This is a genomic window from Psychrobacter coccoides (genome assembly GCF_017498085.1).
In the GTDB taxonomy this organism is placed as follows: domain Bacteria; phylum Pseudomonadota; class Gammaproteobacteria; order Pseudomonadales; family Moraxellaceae; genus Psychrobacter; species Psychrobacter coccoides.
Genome location: NZ_JAGBKM010000014.1, coordinates 42,137 through 63,389 on the forward strand (window position 1 = coordinate 42,137; position 21,253 = coordinate 63,389).

15 protein-coding genes are annotated in these 21,253 nt (G+C 45.0%); 4 read left to right on the forward strand and 11 right to left on the reverse strand.

The genetic code is table 11. The annotated features are described in order from the left end of the window. Positions 1-55: 55 nt before the first annotated feature. Positions 56-1,783: an AMP-binding protein gene (locus J3492_RS08520; protein ID WP_207991633.1), complete on the reverse strand. Its 1,728-nt coding sequence runs from the start codon at positions 1,781-1,783 to the stop codon at positions 56-58. A 455-nt stretch (positions 1,784-2,238) separates the two neighbouring features. On the opposite strand from J3492_RS08520, the gene parC reads away from it, so the two are divergent. Beyond that, complete coding sequence (gene parC, locus J3492_RS08525) at positions 2,239-4,539, forward strand: DNA topoisomerase IV subunit A (RefSeq protein ID WP_207991634.1); 2,301 nt, start codon at positions 2,239-2,241, stop codon at positions 4,537-4,539. An 80-nt stretch (positions 4,540-4,619) separates the two neighbouring features. Beyond that, positions 4,620-5,147 carry a hypothetical protein gene (locus J3492_RS08530; protein WP_207991635.1) on the forward strand — a complete coding sequence of 176 codons (528 nt, stop codon included), beginning with the start codon at positions 4,620-4,622 and terminating at the stop codon, positions 5,145-5,147. Between the two features lie 54 nt (positions 5,148-5,201). Here J3492_RS08530 and J3492_RS08535 read toward each other — a convergent pair whose 3' ends face one another. The 5 genes from J3492_RS08535 to J3492_RS08555 form a co-directional block, all read right to left on the reverse strand. Next, complete coding sequence (locus J3492_RS08535) at positions 5,202-5,738, reverse strand: REP-associated tyrosine transposase (protein WP_207991636.1); 537 nt, start codon at positions 5,736-5,738, stop codon at positions 5,202-5,204. Positions 5,739-5,884: 146 nt separating this feature from the next. Next, entirely contained in the window at positions 5,885-7,186 is a 1,302-nt protein-coding gene (locus tag J3492_RS08540; protein ID WP_207991637.1) for an MATE family Na+-driven efflux transporter, read from the reverse strand. A gap of 123 nt (positions 7,187-7,309) precedes the next feature. Further along, positions 7,310-7,924, reverse strand: a complete 615-nt coding sequence (locus J3492_RS08545; RefSeq protein WP_207991638.1) for a hemerythrin domain-containing protein — start codon at positions 7,922-7,924, stop codon at positions 7,310-7,312. A 20-nt stretch (positions 7,925-7,944) separates the two neighbouring features. Beyond that, positions 7,945-8,262 (reverse strand): hypothetical protein, encoded by a 318-nt coding sequence (locus J3492_RS08550; protein ID WP_207991639.1) that lies wholly within the window; start codon positions 8,260-8,262, stop codon positions 7,945-7,947. 176 nt (positions 8,263-8,438) lie between these two features. Continuing rightward, complete coding sequence (locus J3492_RS08555; protein WP_207991640.1) at positions 8,439-8,606, reverse strand: hypothetical protein; 168 nt, start codon at positions 8,604-8,606, stop codon at positions 8,439-8,441. Positions 8,607-8,894: 288 nt separating this feature from the next. Here J3492_RS08555 and J3492_RS08560 point away from each other — a divergent pair, with 288 nt between their 5' ends. Then, entirely contained in the window at positions 8,895-9,740 is an 846-nt protein-coding gene (locus tag J3492_RS08560) for a Cof-type HAD-IIB family hydrolase (RefSeq protein WP_243453181.1), read from the forward strand. An 82-nt stretch (positions 9,741-9,822) separates the two neighbouring features. Here the strand turns inward: J3492_RS08560 and J3492_RS08565 are convergent, their stop codons facing one another. Continuing rightward, on the reverse strand, positions 9,823-11,442 hold the full coding sequence (locus tag J3492_RS08565) for an AbgT family transporter (protein ID WP_207991641.1): 1,620 nt from the start codon (positions 11,440-11,442) through the stop codon (positions 9,823-9,825). Positions 11,443-11,902: 460 nt separating this feature from the next. Then, on the reverse strand, positions 11,903-12,169 hold the full coding sequence (locus tag J3492_RS08570; RefSeq protein WP_207991642.1) for a hypothetical protein: 267 nt from the start codon (positions 12,167-12,169) through the stop codon (positions 11,903-11,905). 149 nt (positions 12,170-12,318) lie between these two features. Between J3492_RS08570 and J3492_RS08575 the strand changes: the two genes are divergently transcribed. After that, complete coding sequence (locus J3492_RS08575; RefSeq protein ID WP_243453182.1) at positions 12,319-13,479, forward strand: ABC transporter substrate-binding protein; 1,161 nt, start codon at positions 12,319-12,321, stop codon at positions 13,477-13,479. A 78-nt stretch (positions 13,480-13,557) separates the two neighbouring features. On the opposite strand, the gene J3492_RS08580 is transcribed toward J3492_RS08575, so the two are convergent. From J3492_RS08580 to gltB, 3 genes are all read right to left on the reverse strand, one after another. Continuing rightward, the gene (locus J3492_RS08580; RefSeq protein ID WP_207991643.1) at positions 13,558-14,790 is read right to left on the reverse strand and encodes an FUSC family protein; all 1,233 of its coding nucleotides are present in this window, start codon (positions 14,788-14,790) and stop codon (positions 13,558-13,560) included. Positions 14,791-15,028: 238 nt separating this feature from the next. Beyond that, positions 15,029-16,450 (reverse strand): FAD-dependent oxidoreductase, encoded by a 1,422-nt coding sequence (locus tag J3492_RS08585; RefSeq protein WP_207991644.1) that lies wholly within the window; start codon positions 16,448-16,450, stop codon positions 15,029-15,031. Positions 16,451-16,509: 59 nt separating this feature from the next. Continuing rightward, complete coding sequence (gene gltB / locus J3492_RS08590; protein ID WP_207991645.1) at positions 16,510-20,973, reverse strand: glutamate synthase large subunit; 4,464 nt, start codon at positions 20,971-20,973, stop codon at positions 16,510-16,512. Positions 20,974-21,253: the final 280 nt, after the last annotated feature.

Genomic DNA, 21,253 nt, shown 5'->3' on the forward strand with positions numbered 1-21,253 from the left:
TAAACGGCCTTATCATTATAAGTACATAAACGTACTATGGGCGCAAACTGTCGGCTTAGCCTTGTTTGCTCTCTTCTAGTTTACGCAAGTCTTTGTGTAGGATTTTACCAACATTTGACTTTGGTAATTCATCAAGAAACTCGACATAGCGAGGGCGCTTATAACCTGTCAGATGCGCTTTAGCATAATCAAGCACATCCTCAGCGGTAAGGCTATCGTCTTTACGTACCACAAATATCTTTGGTAGCTCACCGCTTTTTGTATCCTCTACACCGATGACACCGCACTCCAAAATCTTTGGATGCCCAGCCATGACCTCTTCAACTTCGTTTGGATAGACATTAAAACCTGATACCAAAATCATGTTCTTTTTGCGATCGACGATGGTCATATAACCTTTTTCGTCCATGATGCCGATATCACCGGTCAAGAAAAACCCGTCAGGCGTCATAACCTCAGCCGTGGCGTCTTCACGATTCCAATAACCCTTCATAACCTGAGGGCCTCGTACCGCAATCTCACCTCGCTCGCCAATAGCCACTTCATTGCCATTCTCATCCAACATCGCAATATCAGTGCCTGGCATCGGCAGTCCAATTGTGCCACTAAAGCTTGTGCTATTAATGGGGTTGGCTGTTGCGACAGGCGAAGTCTCTGATAAACCATAACCTTGGACGACGACATTGCCTGTCACCTCCAACCATTTTTCTGCTGTCGCACTCAGCACTGCCATACCGCCACCCATAGAGACACGGAGCTTACTGTGATCTAAGGTTTTAAATTCTTCGTTATTGGCAAGCGCATTAAATAGCGTGTTGACAGCAGGGAAAAGCGCAGGGGGGTTGTTTTTGTATGCCTTAATTAAACTGTCGAGATCACGAGGATTGGGCACCAACAGGCCAATACAACCACGAAGGATGCCAAACATACCGCAAAGGGTGAAGGAGAAGATATGATATAGGGGTAAAGCGGTCATAATAACGGGTTGCTCATTACTACGATCGAACTCATCAAACGCACTGCCCAAAAAGGTGTTGCACTGAATGAGGTTGGCCACTAAGTTTCTGTGAGTGAGCATCGCTCCTTTAGCCACACCTGTGGTACCACCTGTATATTGCAACACTGCAATATCATCGAGAATGATATTATTGGGGCGCTTGTATTTACCAGCCGAGCTTTGCTTGAGCATACTTTTAAAGCTGACACTCCCTGTGATATTGTAGTCTGGCACCATCTTTTTGACATGACGAACCACGGTATTGACCATAAAACCTTTAAGAGTACCCATCAAGTCGCCCATACCCGTAATGACGACATTATCAACCAATGGACGGCCAATATCTTGATAGGTTTTAGCAAAGTTTTCGACTAAGATGAGCGCTTTGGCATCAGAGTCTGTTAACTGATGCTCTAACTCTTTCGCCGTATATAATGGGTTAACGTTGACCAACGTCAATCCAGCACGCAGTACACCAATAACGGTAACAGGCAACTGTAGTACATTAGGCATCATTACCGCAACTTTATCACCTTTGACCAGCCCAAGTCCTTGTAAGTACGCAGCGACTTGACGACTGTACAAGTCAACTTCTTGAAAGGTGATTGAGGCACCCATACAGATAAAGGCGGTTTTATTGCGATGCTTAGCAAAGCTTTGCTCAAAAATATCGATCAGCGAGGTATCATCGGCAGGCATCTCAATATCATAAGTCAGTCCGAGCTCTTTATAAGTGTCTAACCAAATTTTATCTTCATGACGGACTACATCGACTTGATTATCCATAATCTTCTTTCTCCTAATAGGTGGGCGCAATCGGTGGTAAATACCCTTTGATTCTTAACATACACACTTTATACAGACTACTCAATATAAAAAACTGGCACTTAAGTTCGCAAAACCGCTTGACGACCATTAATCTTAATAATATCAAATGGATAGATACAAAAACTCAGCGTTCACTATTCTAAAGTTAAGAAGTGCACGGCTGTTCACTACAGGGTATTGTTGCTAGATTGTTTCTATATAGATAAGATGACTGGCTATTATGAAATGCTGGGCCATTGTGGCGTATTCAACATCCAGACCTTTGAGACCGCTCATACTGAGATAAAAAATCAGCACGTCATGAACTGTCGCCTAGCATGCGATACATCTTTTTAATTGTGCTGATTTGCTTTAGGATAGTGCTATCCTATATACCTTGATACTGATTAAAATATATAAGCGAAACCTGTTTTATGCCTGATATTATTGATAACAACCCTACTCTATCCGATGATGTTATGGGCACCCGCTCGGTCGCCGAGTTTACTGAGCAAGCCTATCTCAACTATGCCATGTACGTCATCATGGATCGAGCCTTGCCCAACATCGCTGACGGTCTCAAGCCCGTCCAGCGCCGCATCGTCTACGCCATGAGCGAGCTGGGTCTAAAAGCAAGTGCCAAACCCAAAAAATCTGCCCGTACTGTCGGTGATGTACTCGGTAAGTACCACCCACATGGTGACAGCGCCTGTTATGAGGCCATGGTACTCATGGCGCAGCCGTTTAGCTATCGCTATCCTCTGATTACCGGCCAAGGCAACTGGGGTAGCCCTGACGACCCCAAGTCCTTTGCTGCCATGCGTTATACCGAAGCCAAGATGTCTGCCTACGCCAATACTCTTTTGTTAGAGCTGGGTCAAGGCACAGTAGATTGGCAAGATAACTTTGATGGCTCACTACAAGAGCCTGTTACCTTACCAGCACGCCTGCCCAATATTTTACTCAATGGCACTACCGGCATTGCGGTCGGTATGGCGACCGACATCCCGCCGCACAATCTCAATGAGGTGGTTCGGGCAGCGATTCGTCTGCTAAAAAACCCTGAGCTGTCCGTCAAGCAGCTTACTCAGTCGATACCTGCGCCCGATCTACCAACGAATGCTGAAATCATCACCAGTAAAAAAGATCTGCAAGCCATGTACGAGAGTGGACGCGGCAGCTATAAAATGCGTGCAACCTTTCATATCGACCCAAAAGAGAAAAACCTCATCATCATCGATGCCCTGCCTTATCAAGTTTCGGGTAATAAAATCCAAGAGCAAATCGCCAAGCTGATGACAGACAAAAAGCTGCCTTGGGTCACTGATATCCATGATGAATCGGATCACGAAAACGCTTGTCGTATTGTGTTAGAGCTGCGCTCAAGCCGTGTCGATGTCGAGCGTGTGATGAGTCACCTGTTTGCCAGTACCGATCTTGAGAGCAACTACCGTGTCAATATGAATATGATTGGTTTAAACGGTAAACCACAAGTTAAAAATCTCAAAGAAACCTTGAGCGAGTGGCTTATCAGCCGCCGCTCGGTGGTCACACGCCGTCTACAGTATCGCCTTGATAAAATCGATAAGCGTTTGCATATTCTTGCAGGCTTATTGATTGCTTATCTAAATATCGATGAGGTGATTCGCATCATTCGTGAAGAAGATGACCCCAAAGCCTCACTTATGCAAGATTATGACCTGACGGATATCCAAGCCAATGCGATCTTGGACATTCGTCTGCGGCAGCTGGCAAAGCTTGAAGAGATCGAGCTGCGCCGTGAGCAAGATGAGCTGGCAGCAGAACGTGCCACTATTCAAGAGTACTTGGACAATCCAGACAGCTTGACCAAGCTGATGATCGATGAGCTGACTGCTGACATGAAAGAGCACGGCAATGAGCGCATGTCGCCCCTCATCGAGCGTGATGAGGCCCAAGCACTTAAAGAGTCTGACCTAGTCCCTAGCGAGCCGATTACTGCTGTGCTGTCAAAAGCCGGCTGGATTCGTGCTGCTAAAGGACATGATGTCGATGCCACGGGTATGACCTACCGTTCAGGTGATAGTTATCAAGCACACGCCCGTGGTAAGTCTAATGAAAAAATATACGTGCTCGATAGCACAGGGCGCAGCTATAGTGTCGATGCCCACACTCTGCCTTCCGCTCGTGGTCAAGGAGATCCGCTCACCAGCGTCCTCAAGCCGCCAGCTGGGGCCAGCTTTGAGCAGCTACTGACAGGCAACGATCGTCAGCGCATCATACTTGCCAGCTCACAAGGTTATGGCTTTATTAATATGCTCGGCAACTTAGACAGCAATCAAAAAGCGGGCAAAAAAATCATCAACCTACCGACTGATAGCCGCCTGTTGCCTGTTGCACGTATCGATGCAGCAATAGAGAGTCACACTAACACTGAAGACGGTGACAGTACCAATCAAGCCGCTCCTGATCATGTGGCCGTCGTGACTAATGCCGGTTATTTATTGATATTTGCGCTGGATGATTTGCCTGAGCAGGCACGTGGTAAAGGCAATAAGATGATTAATTTAAAAGGTAATGAAGAGGTGTTGGCTGTCACGCCGCTAAGCTTGCAGGACAGCTTAGTCATTACTGCTGGCAAACGTCATGTGACCTTAAAACCGATGGACTTGGCCAATTATACCGGCACGCGGGGTAATCGTGGTGGTCAGTTGCCGAGGGGCTTTCAGAATGTGACTGGGGTTGCGGTTGGTTAATTGGTCTGGTTTTTGCAGTTTAAAAGCTGGGCTAAAAGCCCAGCCTACGCTTGCTATTCAGGTTGTCATAGGAATTAAAAATGGTATTACGAAAAGATCTGAAAGATGTTCACGAAAATAGTGTTCTAAGCACTTTTAAGGATTATATGAAAGAAAAAGGTTCAGTTTTAAAAGTTGAGGATAGGCCTGATCCACCTGATGCTTTGGTTAAAATTGATAATAATAGAACTTGGATAGAAATTACAGACGTTTTCTTCAGTGATGATGTTGCTAAAAGTATTACATCTTATGCCGCTCATGATAAAACACATCAACCGTCTGAAGGTGGTCTAGTTATAGACCCTGATAAAATTACTTCTGAGCAAATCGAGTTAGTTATCAAGAAAAAATTGACTAAAGCTACAATGGTCAAATTAGCTAAACAACATGGAAGTGGAGTACTACTTGTTGGCTTATTCAATCCATTTTTTGACATAAACGATATAGAAGATCTCTTATCACCAGCTTTTAAGAGTCAATTACAAAGTCAACAAGTCTTTGATTCTATTTATCTATATGAAAATTGCGGCGAAAAAACACATAAATATAAGAAAATTAAGCTATCGTAGGCTGGGCTTTTAGCCCAGCAGACTATGCTAAAAAAATAACGTTTAAATCAAAAATTAATCATGTTCAATCTCAATTTCACTAACGCTTTCCCCACCCCAGTCTGACGAATAAAACCCTTTCTCCACATATTTTTGAAACGTCGAATATGGCCAATCAATAGAACGCTCCGCATAACCATGTTTCACCGCATTGTAATGAATGTAATCCATATGGCGCTGGTAATCTAATTCATCTCTAATTCTATGCTCCCAAAACCGCCTCTGCCAAATACCTCGCTCTCTTCTTCTTATTCTAGAATGGTTAATGACTTCACTATCAGACTTCTTGATTTGACGAGAAAAATGCGTTTTTATACTGGCGATAATGACAGCGTAATTGTCGCTATCCTCTGCTAAAGTAATGAGCATATGCACATGATCAAGCAACAATACCATCGCATTAAGTTGAAAATCGTGATTTTGTTTGGTCAGTCGATAGGCTTGGCGAAACTCATTGATATGCTTGGTGAGAAGCTCACTTTTGCGGTTTGATAGATTCATAGTCAGAAAGTAAGTGCCACCTTTAGCCTTATCTCTGATGTAAGTTCGCATGGATTATGCCTACAAGGTATTTAAAGAGTTTAAATGCTGGGCTAAAAGCCCAGCCTACAAATCATTCTATTCTTAGTCAATGTGCAAGTCCTAACTACGACAAATAGTCTGGTAGAGTACGTTCCACGCACCAATAAAAGCTAGAATTACCATACTATTTCGACGCCTTGTTCACGCAATGCCTTCTTATACAATATGACAGTTGGAATGAGATCTATCAATATACCAAAGCCAAACATAAGACATATACTTGATAGCGTCGGTATAAATACACCTAATTTATATAAAATAAACATTGTGCCATAGTAGCCAATGTTGACCCAAAGCGACTGAAAGAACATATAGTTCGTTTTACCTAAACCATATAAAGTCGCGTCTAAAATACTATTGTTGAATATGAAAACAAAATAGAATACTGACTGTATTCCAACGATATAGATTACTGTTTTTATGTCCTGCACATTCATGACATTAGCTAGAAAGCTATGCCAAAACGGAATAGTAATACACCAAAGGAGAACGAATGCTAACCCCAGCAAAAAATAGCCTTTTGTGTTTTTGGTAATATTATTTATGTCTGCACCAACGTCTCTTTTAACCAGCTCGGATAACGCTAATGCAGGCAGTAACAACCAGCCCCAAATAAAGCTATTAGCTACCCAATAATTACCTTGCTCCTCAACCATGTTAATCATTTTTATAATCATTACCATAAAGGCAATATTTCTGACTAGCGATTCTAATCCTGAAAATACACCTGTCGTCCACCACTCTTTCATCCATGTAAATGACATTTGATTGACTGATAAAAGCTTCAATCCATGTTGTCGTATAGAAATATAGGTAGCTAATAAAATAGCTATATTGACAATGGTATTCGTCCAAGCAATTCCGATAACACCCATATTCAGACTAAACTCAAAAGGTCCGAAAAACACACTATCTAACAATATAGACAGCGTCATTTGCACCGCTAACAAGCCGTAAATATACTTATCTTTGTTCAAACTAACGATAACGACTGTCATATATTTGACTAGCGTTGCAAACATGATGGCTATAGTTTCTAATCGAATATATTGAGTTGTTTCTTCAACAATCTGTCTAGATTGCTCCATAAAAATCACAATATTTTGTGAATAAACGAATAAAATCGTAGATAGACAAGCCATGATACCCAAGATAACGATAAACCCTGTTTGAACTTTATTTTCAAACTCGTTTTTATCAGATAAAGATTTACCGAGTAAATAAAACAAGGGTAAAATTAGTGCCTCTTGCGCTATCTCATAAATCAAACTTAGCCACAGTATTTGACTGGCAATATTAATTCCTGCGTCACTAGGCAAATCACCGAGAAAGTTTACTCTGACGGTTTGATAAAGTGACGGAAATACCATCATCGAGATAAGAGCAATTAACAGTCTGATATTGATATTCTTGAACATAAGGCTGTATCAGAAATAGGACATTTGAAGTAGAGTACGTTATAAATACCCTTAGCAACAATAATTTTTAACAAATGCGCATGGAGCTCTCCCTACAAATAGCTAGAGTCCGAAAACCAAACCCTAACCCTGCCGTAACCCCAAAATCGGAATCACTATGTCTTCCTCATCGGTCAGATGTTGCGACAGTAATTTACTAGCATCCATTAACGTCTGATGCAATTGCTCGGCAAGCGCCTTATCTTCGACCTCACTTCTCGCCAGCTGATCATTTTTCGCTTGCAATTCATCAAGTAGCGCATCCAAACGCTCATGGTCGCGTCCTAATACCTCAAAAGCAGGCGCAAGCTTAGGATGCATAGCGATAAACTCTGGAAAAAATCCTGCATCCTCCACTCCGTGGTGCTGATGCAGCTTGAGGATATGCATACTGACACGCTTAAGCATCTGCGAGCGATACTCTGCCCAGTCAAAATCTCCTGATTGATAGGCCGTACTAATCTGTAGCAAGATACGCTGGCGTTTGCGTATGTTAGTATGTACCTTTATCCATCCTGATGTCTTATAGGCATAGTCTGCGCCAAACCATTGATCTGGTGGCAGTTTCTGGTACAAAAACAACCAGTCCGCCTCAAGCCGACTGTCAGGATGACGTGGGGTAACGCTAAACAGATCGTCCTCTGCAGCGTCTTTATTGACCCTATTATGACTAGCAATATCTCGAGAAGTGTTATTCATCAGATAATCCTTAGTAAATATCAAGCACTACTTGTATAAATAACCTGCTGCTTGCTGGCCGCCTCTGTAAAGAAGGTCTGCATCTTTTGTAATGGTCGCATCGGAAAAGGCAGATGTAGCGAAAGCAATAGCCGCTCAAACGCTACCATCTCATCAGCCAATAACTGAGCGGTATCAGGTGCTATATCCTGACTGTCATACAGAGTCTCAATCAGCTCATTGAGCTGCGGAAAATTGGTATTATTGTGAATCTGATACAAAACAGGTATCAGCTCATCAGAGATTTGATAACGGGTCTTACGAACGATGCCGTTTTTATAATACATATTTAAAGCCATATGCTGACCACCTTTTCATATATTTTTGCTCTAATTTTTTATTCTAATGCTCAGCCATCAAATTGCGAGCGTCTATTTTTACTTTAAAGACGCTTTGACTACTAAGCATGTTCATGCTGATATTCAGCATAGTCTATTTGTATAGTGCTCACCACTTTCGCCTGTCACCAAGCGTATTATTTACGTAGATGACTCACCGTCGCACCGATTGGGATTATGCCAGCGACAATGTCACTCATATAATCAGCACTACAATAAGCCGCCCGCTGCGCACTTGAGTAAACCAAGCACACGCCCCATAACTGTAAGTCAATCAATAGATTACGCCATTTAGTCTGTGCCAATCCATGCTATGCTAACCGTCAAGCAAGATAAATGGGATAATAATCAACAAAACTTAGGGCGTGTCCTTATTTTAAAAATGGCGATAAAAATGAGATAAACCGCCGTCAAACAAGGAAAATAGCGCAGATAATATCGAGATAGTAGTCAGCTATTTGACACCGTTTGGCCAGACTTAGCCATTTTTAGCCCATTTAGATGGCTATCGATTGAATTGAGGATACGCCCTAATGCAGAGATGGTATTTATTTTTATAGATAGCAAAAACAGTATTTAAAATAAGGATAATCATGTTTGTTATAGACAAAGCCAGTAATACCCAGATGCAGCCCAGGATACCGACGCCGAAGATCATGTTTTTTGATATCGATGATACTTTGAGCCGTGGCGGTATTATCGCTGAGCATAATAAAGCGACGCTTGAGCAGCTTGCTGATACTGATATCAAGCTTATCATTGCGACCGGACGCTCCAAAGCCATCATTCCAGATGATATTTTGGCGTTATTAGCAGACGATATATTGGATGCCATTATCTGTATGAATGGACAATACAGCTTTAATAAAGACGGCATTATCAGTCATTACCCGCTAACGGATGCGCAAACCGACAAGATAGTACATCTATGCCAACAAAGTGGACTCATCCATAAGTTTGACTCAGCGACTCATATTGCTTGGTCAGATGAAAACGAGCGCATACGTGAATACAATGCCAAAACCCCAACCTCTATCCTTGATCCAGAGTATCATCGCTCGTATCCCGTCTACCAATGCTCCGTGTTTTTTAATAATCAGTTCGATAAAATGCAAGATGTCGACTTTGCTAAATACAACCTAAAGCTGGTGCATTGGCACAACACGGGCGCCGACATCTTGCCCATCGAGGCCTCAAAAGCTCGTGGCATTAACGATGTCTGCCAGTATTATGGTGTCGATGTCGATGACTGCATGGCATTTGGCGATGGTATGAATGACTTGGAAATGTTTGACTTGGTCGGTTATGCCGTCGCTATGGGCGACTCGCAGCCGGCCCTTATAGAGCGAGCAGATTATGTCACTGGTACCATCGAGGAGCATGGCATCCAAATGATGCTTGAGCACTTATCTATAGAGGCAACATCGTCAGCACAATAAATATCAATGCTCAAAAAAGCCCTTATCAACGACTGATAAGGGCTTTTAGTTTTAGAACGTTAGTCGTAGCGATAAAGGCAGGTTATCGAGCTGGATAAAACGTCTCTGCGCCAGGCCCGACAGGCAAGCCCAGTACGAATACCCAAATAGAGAACAAAATCGTCCAACCAATCAAAAATGCCATCGAGTATGGTAGCATCATCGCCATTAAGGTTCCGACCCCAGTGTCTTTTTTATAGCGCATGGCCACGGCCAATATAAGACCAAAGTAGCTCATCATCGGCGTGATAATATTGGTGGTTGAGTCGCCGATACGATATGCCGCCTGAATCATCTCTGGCGCATAGCCTGTGAGCATCAGCATGGGCACAAAGATCGGTGCCGTCACGGCCCACTGTGCCGATGCCGAGCCGAGCATAAGATTGACCAGACCACAAATCAGGATAAAACCAACCAACAGTAAGGGCCCAGTGAGACCAATATCACTTAAGAAGGTTGCGCCAGAGACTGCCATCACCGAACCAAGATTCGACCACTTAAAAAACGCCGTAAACTGTGCGGCAAAGAACACCAAAACGATATAAATGCTTAACGAGCTCATTGAGTTACTCATGGCATCGACGACGTCTTGGTTGCTCTTGATACTGCCGGTGATCTTACCGTAGATATAACCTGGGATCGCAAAGAACACAAAGATAAAGACCACGATACCCTTTAAAAATGGCGACCCTGATACCAGACCCGTCTCTGGGTTACGTAAGATACCGTCTGCAGGGATGATGGTCCAAGCCAGCAACAAACAGAACACCAGCATGCTGATACCTGCCCACAGCAGTCCTTTCTTTTCTAACGAAGACACTTTTTCGATTTGTGTTTCGAGTACCGAAGCATCATCAGCATCTTTGGGGTTATACTCTCCTAAACTTGGTTCGACGATTTTTTCGGTGACGAAGTAACCCAGACCACTGATCAAAAAGGTACTGGCGATCATAAAGTACCAGTTGGCTTCTGCCCCAACGATATACGCCGGATCGATGATACGTGCCGCTTCTTGGGTAATCCCTGATAATAAAGGATCTACTGTCCCTAATAGTAGGTTGGCACTATAACCGCCCGACACCCCAGCAAACGCAGCCGCTAGACCTGCCAACGGGTGTCTACCGAGGGAGTGGAAAATCACCGCTGCTAGTGGAATCAAAACCACATAACCAAGCTCTGCTGCCGTGTTTGACATGATACCGGCAAACACGATGGTGAAGGTGACCATCTTTTTGGGCGCATTCATGACCAGACCACGTAGCGCCGCTGAGATCATGCCAGAGTGTTCGGCGATACCAACACCGAGCAAGGCAACCAAAACTGTACCAAGGGGCACAAAGCCCGTGAAGTTGGTGACGAGATTTTCAACGATGCGAGCCAAGCCCTCACCGTTTAGTAGGTTGACCACCTCGATCATGCCATCAGCACTACGTCCGCTGGTGCCTTCTGGCCGTGGGTCAATTACTGACACATCAAAGTACGACATGATCGCTGAAAGCACCAATAACAGCACAGACATCCAAACGAATAAAATAACAGGATGTGGCAATAGATTACCGAGCCACTCTACCCCTCTTAAAAACTTTTGCATGCGCGAGTCTTGCTCTGCAGCATCAAAGTTATTGTGTGGCGGTTTGCCATTTGGAGAATCACTTCCTTGCATAGCCCTTTGCTCCATTCAAAATTTAGGTAGTACTTAAGTGCTTAAAGTATGTAAAAACATCTAAAGTCTATGAAAACATTCACAAAAGACAGCGATTGAAACACAGTTAACAATCAGAAACAAATGATTTTACTTTATCAAACTTTTTTTTTGCTGTTTTAAGTATCCTATAAGCCATGATTATCTCATAAAAACAATTGGCACCTGTGCGGTCAATATCTAAAAGCAGCCTTGTTTAAAAGTAGTTTGCTAACACCACCATATGGGCTGTGAAGTGAGCTTGCTATAGGCTTACCCCATTGATAAAACAAGTAAGCCAGTGGACTTCTGACCAGTAAGCCAAAAAAAGCGCCAGATTAGAATGTTCTAATCTAGCGCTATTCAAACAACCTAACCACGTGAGATGCCTGTCTAATGTGCCACTATCAATGCCCACGCACATATCGTTATTAGCAGCTGGCTATCGACGCTTACCTCTGATCAGACTATAAGCCCAGCTGCCAATCTTATAAAACCCAATGATCATTAACACAAGCACTAGCGCTGCCAACACATAGGCCAACCAGTTAGGTAAAGGGCTGAGCCAGCCGATAGTAAAGGCCATACCCATATAAGTCTCTACTGGCCAATTGACGATCGGCGTTGGTGAGCCCGCATTAAACAAAGCCATAAAAATGACGATACCAATGATAGCGGTGATAACGCCTGCACGTTTATGATTATTCATAACACTCCCAAATAAATATAACTGGGTAAACTATACAAGGTGTTAACCATTAAATCACCATTTGCTATGAGTATAATTGTATAATTACACTCAATATGTGTATATCATACATTCATCTTTTGTTATTGTTCTTCAGTTAGGAGAAGGTTTTGTCTCATACGTTATCCCAAACTTTGTCTCGCCTATTGACATCCACTCATAGCGCTCCAAACACTACCACTGCTCGTAGCAGCCATATATTACCAAAAGCGCTACTGGCTGTATCTGTCGGCCTAGCACTTACTAGCTGTAGCAACTCCGATACCGCTACGACGGATGCGGCTGTCAGCAATCAAACCCTCAACCTGTACAACTGGTCTGAGTATATGCCGCAAGAGATTCTGGATGGCTTCGAAGCAGAAACCGGTATCTCGGTCAATTACACCACATTTGACTCCAACGAAGCCATGTATGCCAAACTCAAGCTGCTTGATGACTCAAGTCAGTACGACTTAGCGATTCCATCGACGTACTATGTCGAAAAAATGGCAAACGAAGGTCTATTGCAAGAGCTGGATAAATCCAAAATAAGCAACTTTAACAACTTAGATACGTCGTTTACCAACACCAAAGTCGACCCTGAAAATAAATACTCCATCCCTTATCTATGGGGCAGCACTGGTCTGGCCATCAATGGTGATGTCATTGACCCTGCGACCGTCAATAGCTGGAACGACCTGTGGCGTCCTGAGTATAAAGATCAGGTAATGCTCACCAATGATGTACGTGAAGTGTTTGGCATGGCACTACTCACCCTTGGTTATTCAGGCAACAGTAGTGACCCGGATGAGATCAAAGCCGCTTACGACAAGCTCACCACCTTGATGCCAAACGTCAAGACCTTTAACTCTGATGCCACACGCATGCCTTATATCGAAGGCGAAACCAACCTAGGTATGACATGGAATGGTGAGTCTATTATTGCCAATAATGAAGGCTTGACCAGCTTGGTTTATAAATATCCAAGCGAAGGGGCGTTACTGTGGATGGACAACTTTGTCATCCCCAAAAATGCCAAACAAGTCGATGCCGCGCACCAGTTTATTGACTATATATTACGTCCTGAAAACGCTAAGATCGTCAGCGAAGAGATCGGTTATGCGTCACCCAATAGCGCCGTTCTTGAACTCTTAGATGAAGACACGCGTAACAACCCGACTATCTATCCTACGCAAGAGATATTGGCCAAAGCTGAGTTTCAAGAAGATGTGGGTGATGAAGCCTTGCAGCTTTATCAACAGTATTGGGATAAGCTAAAAACAGGGCGTTAATACAGCAGCACATATCGTTTCAAAAGACGCTGACCATAATATCAGCGTCTTTTTTATTGTGACCTCAAGCGTCTTATCCTATAAGCCTAAGTCAGTATCACCATACTCTTTGATTCTGCGGCGCTCACGACGCTGATAGCGCAACCCAGAAGCCGAAAACCACTGCGAATTGGTCGCCTGTAGTAAGTCGCTTAAGCGTTGCAATTGCGCTTGTAGCGTTTGAGTCAGCCAAAAATACCCTTGCCACTCAAATGCTAAGTCTTGTACACAAGGATAGTCCGTCACCACAATATGAGTGATCGGACGAAATGCTTGATCAGTTGGGCTGCGTAGTACGGCAGCGATATGCTGCATGGCTTCCGTCAGCTCTTGTTGGTAGTGGGTCAGCAATACATGATTATTATCATCAATCTCAATACTGGCAAGGCGTGGTGCAGCACTTAACAATAAGTCAATCGTGCCGATAATATTGCGGTGAGTGCGTTGAATGCTCTCAATCGTTTCTTTATCAATACCAGACTCGCTTGTCGTTGCGGCCATATGAGGACGCACTGCCAGCAGGCGCTTATTGATTTCCTTTAACTCTCGAATTAAATCTTTATTGACCGGCACATCTGGCATGTTACTACTGGAAGGATAGGTAATCTCTGGGAAGCTGGTGGATTTATCACTTTCAGAGGGCTTATATTTAGGGGTGTCTGCCTCAATATGCTCACTAACGCCTGCATACAGCTTACTACAAGCATCAAGATTGCTGGCCAATAAAAAACGCCACATCAAAGTAGACTTTAGTGGCAATACTAGAGTGACCGCCACTGCTACTCCGGCGCCTATCAAGATATTAAAGGCTCGATACAGACCATCTGTCGCCACATCACTGTGATCAGGACTAGAGACAATCATGAGCATGGTAATACCTGTCAGCAGACCGATATAGCCAAGCTGCTTAATTGCGATATAACCAATGATCCCACTGATAATGCCAATCAATAGATAATACAGCCACATCCAGTTCCCTAAATCTTGACTGAGCCATAAAAACCCCAGTCCTACCACCACGCCCAGCAGCGTCCCTAAGATGCGCTCCTTGGCCTTGGTATAAATCGCGCCCTGATACTGCAGCAACCCTAAAATAACGAACACGGTGATGGTTGCCCATTCACCATAAGGTATGTGAAAAAGACTGTTCAGCAACAGTGCCGCTAAAACAGCGATGCCCAAGCGTATCGCATGCAGGATATCGGCATGTAAATAACGAGCATAAGGCTCAACAAAGGGTGCGGTAAATCGATGCCAAAGTTTTGGTTTCACACAAAGTTACTCTTTTTATAATACAGGTTTAAAAATAACAGGATATATCAAGACAAAATAAGTCATAAAAAATAACGTCTTTTACCTATTAAAAGATAAAAGACGTTAAAGGTCAAAACATGCTAACACATAACCAGAAAAAATCCTCTGCAAGCTGGCTTTAGCTTTTGTTATGTGTTGAGAGTGATTATATGTGGCCTATACTTCATACCCTTTAAACATAACGTGGCGCTACTTGTTATACTGCTAAAAAATCCAAGATCCCCTCAGCTGCTTCTCGGCCTTCCCAAATAGCGGTCACCACCAGATCAGAGCCACGCACCATATCACCGCCAGCAAATATCTTAGGATTGTTGGTTTGAAATTTAAAGGTTTGCTCCTCTAAAGCAATGACACGACCTGAGCTGTCCATCTCAATTTGCTGCATCTCAAACCACTCGGCAGGGCTAGGCCGGAAGCCAAATGCCATAATCACCGCTTCACACTCGATGATTTCTTCAGAGTTTGCGATGGGCTCAGGGCGACGACGGCCTCGATTATCAGGTGCGCCTAACTGTGTGGTAACGACTTTGACCCCCTGAACCTTACCATTTAGACCGATAATCTCAATGGGCTGACGATTGAATAAAAACTCTACGCCCTCCTCACGAGCATTGACGACTTCACGGCGTGAGCCTGGCATGTTTTCTTCATCACGGCGATAGGCACAGACCACTTGCTCAGCGCCTTGACGAATACTGGTTCGGTTGCAGTCCATTGCCGTATCACCACCGCCCAGCACCACCACACGCTTGCCTTTTAGGTCGATGTACTCTTCGGCATCTTTTTCCCAGTCATTGCAGCGGTTGACGTTGGCAATCAGGTAATCTAGCGCATCATAGACACCGTCTAGCTCCTCGCCTACAAAGCCGCCACGCATATAAGTATAAGTGCCCATTCCCATAAACACTGCATCGTACTCACTTAACAGCTCATCAATACTAACATCAGTGCCGATTTCAGTCTCCAGACGAAACTCGATACCCATGCCTTCAAAGATGACGCGGCGATTGCGCATGACGTCTTTTTCCATCTTAAACTCTGGAATGCCAAAGGTTAGCAGACCACCGATTTCAGGACGCTTATCAAAGACCACAGGCTTGACACCATTTCTTACTAAGATATCGGCACAGCCCAAACCTGCTGGCCCTGCACCGATGATGGCGACTTTTTTATCTGTCCAAACCACATCCGACATATCAGGTCGCCAACCCAAAGCAAAAGCAGTATCGTTAATGTACTTCTCGACATTGCCAATAGTAACGGCGCCAAAGCCATCGTTTAGGGTACAAGCACCTTCACAAAGGCGGTCTTGTGGACACACACGGCCACAAACTTCTGGCAAAGTGTTGGTACGATGGCATAGCTCCGCCGCCTGAAATATCTGGCCTTCGGTAGCCAGCTTTAGCCAATTGGGAATGTAGTTGTGTACCGGACATTTCCATTCACAATAAGGATTACCACACTCTAAGCAGCGATGTGCTTGCTGTGCCATAGCCTCACTCTCAAACGGCTTATAAATCTCTACAAACTCAGTAGAACGTGTAGCAATGTCTTTTTTGGTGGGTGTGAGCCGTGGCACATCTAAAAACTGAAAACTATTATCTAAGCGTTTTGCCATGATGCTGTCTCTTTAAAATACTGTTTCTTTAATATAATGTCTGCAACACCTCATGCTAACTACTGAGGGTCAGCCGTGGTGGTTTTTAGCAGACTGGCAATATTTGCCGCTTTGGGCTTGACCAAATAAAACTTGCGCACATAGTGTTCAAAGTCCGCCAGTATCGTCCGACCCCAAGCGCTGCCTGTTTTATTGACATGAGTTTCGATCACATCCTGTAAGTAAATCCGATGTGCTTCTGTTTGCTCGCTGGAGATACGGTTTAAATCGATCAGCTCATGATTACAGCGATCAAAAAAGTCGCCATCCATATCGAGCACATAAGCAAAGCCACCAGTCATACCCGCCCCGAAGTTAAGTCCCGTGCGTCCAAGAATAGTGACGATACCGCCAGTCATATACTCACAGCAGTGATCGCCTGTACCCTCAACGACTGCATGGGCACCAGAGTTACGTACACCAAAGCGCTCGCCTGCTGTGCCCGCCGCATATAGCTTGCCGCCAGTTGCCCCGTAAAGGCAGGTGTTGCCGATAATGGCTGTCTCTTGCGCTGTAAATATAGAGTCTTTTGGGGGATAAATGACAATCTCACCACCGGCCATGCCTTTGCCGACATAGTCGTTGGCATCACCTTCTAACTCAATATTTAAACCACCTGCATTCCACACACCTAAGCTCTGCCCTGCGGTGCCCGTTAGATACAGATTGATGGGCATATCACTCATGCCAAGGTTGCCCCACACTTGCGCAATCTCACCTGAGATGCGCGCACCGATAGAGCGGTCACAATTACCAATATAATAACTATAGTTACCGCCCAGTCCTTTACGGATATTTAGCAGCATGTCACTGATCATCTGCTCAGCGAGCAAGCCTTTATCAAACGGCTCATTACGCTCAACCTGACAGGTTTGCGCCTTGCCGGAGCTTGCTGGATGACTAAACAGTAATGGCGATAAATCAAGATGACGCTGTTTGTCGGTATTGCCTTCTAGTACTTCGAGTAAATCTGTACGCCCCACCAACTCTTCCATACTGCGTACCCCGAGAGCGGCAAGCCATATACGGGTTTCAGTCGCCACAAACTTAAAGAAGTTGATGAGCATCTCTGCTTCACCGATGAAGTGCTCGTCACGCAGTTTGGCTTTTTGTGTGGCGACACCTGTCGGACAGTTATTGAGATGACAAATACGCAAATACTTACAACCAACGGCTATCATCGGCGTGGTACCAAAACCAAAACTCTCTGCACCAAGAATAGCCGCTTTGACCACATCCAGACCTGTCTTTAGACCGCCATCAGTCTGTACTCGCACCTTATCACGTAGCCCGTTGACCCGCAGCGACTGATGCGTCTCAGCCAATCCTAGCTCCCATGGCGAGCCGGCGTGATGAATAGAAGATAGGGGCGAGGCAGCCGTACCACCATCATAGCCAGAGATGGTGATCAAATCAGCGTACGCTTTTGCCACACCCGTTGCAATCGTGCCGACACCAGGGCGAGAAACCAGCTTCACCGAGACCAAGGCATCTGGATTGACTTGCTTTAAGTCAAAAATCAGCTGAGCAAGATCTTCGATAGAATAAATATCATGATGCGGCGGCGGTGAGATGAGTGTCACCCCAGGTACAGAGTAACGCAGACGAGCAATCAAAGCATTGACCTTACCGCCAGGCAGCTGCCCGCCCTCCCCTGGCTTTGCGCCCTGTGCAACCTTAATCTGCATCACTTCTGCTGAGCGCAAGTAGGCGGGCGTGACCCCAAAACGACCAGACGCGATTTGTTTGATTTTTGAGTTGCGCAGCGTGCCATAACGTACTGGATCTTCACCGCCCTCCCCTGAGTTTGAGCGCCCACCGATAGTATTCATCGCCATCGCTATGGCTTCATGAGCTTCTGGCGATAGCGCCCCAAGCGACATGCCAGCTGAGTCAAAACGTGCGACAATTTGTGAGACGTCCTCTACCGCATTGATATCGATAGGGTTATCTGTATTTAACTGTAATAAGTCCCGCAAGGTCGCTACTGGGCGACTGTTAACCAAATCGGCATATTGGCGATAATTGTCATAATCACCTGTACGCACAGCCGTGTGTAGGCTATTAATCACCTCAGGATTAAAGGCGTGATACTCTTTATTAAAGACGAACTTGAGTAAGCCCCCTTGATCCAGTGGCGCACGGCGCTTAAAAGCATTGGCGGCAAGTATGGCTTGATCGGCTGCCAAGTCGTCAAAAGTAGCGCCCTTGATCCGGCTTTGTACGCCTTTAAAGCACAAGCTCACAACGTCTTCTGAAAGTCCAACAGCTTCAAACAGCTGAGCACCGCGATAAGAGACAATGGTAGAGATGCCCATTTTTGATAAGATTTTTAACAACCCTTTATCCAAGCCTTTACGAAAATTGACTCGTGCCTGAATCGGATCGCCAAGCAGCTCACCAGTCGCTACCAAATCCTCAATCACATCATAAGCCAAGTAAGGATAAACACAGGTAGCACCAAAGCCAATCAATACCGCCACCTGATGTGAATCACGTGCCAGACCCGTCTCAATGATTAAGTTGGCATCGGTACGGATACCTTGAGCGATCAAATAATGGTGCACCGCACCTGTCACCATAATGGCGTTGGCAGGCACTTTGTCGGTCGCAATGTCTTTGTCAGATAAGACGATCAAGGTATGACCAGCACGAACGCTACTGGCGACTTGCTCACAGATACTCTTGATGGCAGCTGACAGCTCTAACGTACGCTCATAGTTTAGGTCGATACGTGCCAGCTGAAACGCTGGATCATCCAAAGCTTCAAGCTGCTGCATTTTGCTGGCGGATAGCACAGGCGATGATAAGATAATACGGTGTGCGTCTTTTTTTGATGGTGCAAACACATTGGTTTGAGCACCGAGACAAGTCTGCAGCGACATGACGATCGACTCACGCAGCGGATCGATCGGTGGGTTGGTCACCTGTGCAAACTGCTGACGGAAGAAATCACCGACATGGCGAATCTGCTGTGACAACACCGCCATCGGCGTATCATCACCCATCGAACCCACTGGCTCTTGGCCATTTTCGGCATTGGGACGGATGATTTCGGTGCGCTCTTCATTGGTAATGTGATACATCTTTTGCAGTGCTTTGAGCGCATCGCCACGGCAAGCCTTGGCCGCCAGCTCCTCTTCTATGCGCTCATCATCACGGATACGCATCGCCTCTTCACGTAGCCATTTGCGGTACGGGTGTGCTTTTTTGAGCAAAGTGGCAATAGCCTTGGTATCTAAAATCTGACCGGTCATGGTATCGATGACCAGCATTTGACCCGGACCAACCCGGCCTTTAGCCAGCACATCCTTGGGATCATAATCCCACACGCCAACCTCAGAAGCCACGGTGATATAGCCACTCTTCGTCGTCACCCAGCGTGATGGGCGTAGACCATTTCGATCGAGCATACAAACGGCATAGCGTCCATCCTGAAGCACTAGACCTGCAGGCCCGTCCCACGCCTCCATATGCTGCGAGTAAAACTCATAAAACGCCCGCAAGTCCATATCCATGCTATCAACATTTTGCCAAGCAGGTGGCACGAGTATCGACATCGCATGGAACAGATTCATACCACCTGACATGAGCACTTCGAGCATATTATCTAAGCTTGATGAGTCAGAGCCTGTAAGGTTGACCAGTGGCGTCAATTCATTCAAATTGGGTAATTTATCTGATTTAAGCTTTGGGGTGCGTGCTTCAGACCAGTTGCGGTTACCCGTGATGGTATTCAGCTCACCGTTATGCGCCAGATAGCGAAATGGCTGCGCAAGCGGCCAACGTGGCAGCGTATTGGTAGAAAAGCGCTGATGAAATACCACGATGTGCGAGGCCAAACGCTCATCTTGCAAATCCAAAAAAAATACGGGCAGGTCTGACGGCATCACCAAACCTTTATAAATAATCGTCTGACAGCTCAACGAGCACACATAAAACAGCTCATCGTCCACCAGACGTTGCTCTGCTTTTTTTCGCGCCACAAACAGCTTACGATTAAAGTCGTCAGATGATAATTCATCCGCTGCATTAACAAACACTTGCTTAAAATCAGGCAAAGTCTCACGGCCAATCTCACCGACGATATTCAAATCAAGCGGCACATCTCGCCAACCCGCAACTTCTAGCCCTTGGGCGGTAATCTCATCACTGAGTACTTGTTGACTGTGTTTGGCCTTGCCATCGTCTAAATCGACAAACACCATACCTACGGCGAAGTTATCTGTGATAGTCAGCTGCTGCTCAGCGGCGATTTTTTGAAAAAACTCAGTCGGGGTAGCCAGTAACAACCCACAGCCATCACCCGTGCGACCATCAGCAGCAACGCCGCCACGGTGGGTCATACAGCTTAAACTATGAATGGCTGTCTTTACTAAATCATGGCTGGCTTCACCCTCAATATGAGCGATCAAACCAAAACCACAGTTATCAGAGAAATCATCTGGTGTAGCCAGATGCGTATGGGAGGAAATCATTGACATGGCGAGTCCTTTTAAGTGAACGGGCAGCGTATTATCCAATGCGGAACATAAGCTGATGCCCGTAGGCAGAACGGGCTAACAAATATTCACCAAACCGAATAAACAAATGGCGTGTTTAATCGCAAGCCTTAACGCCTCAAAAGTAATAAAAATAAGGGTTACTTTTTTGTTTGTTTTAGATCAAAGAATCGCTAGATAGCATGCTGTTTTGCGATGATTGAATAGGTATTGATCTAAACATAGGTAAAGTTCGAATATTGGACGCTCTATGTTGCAGCGC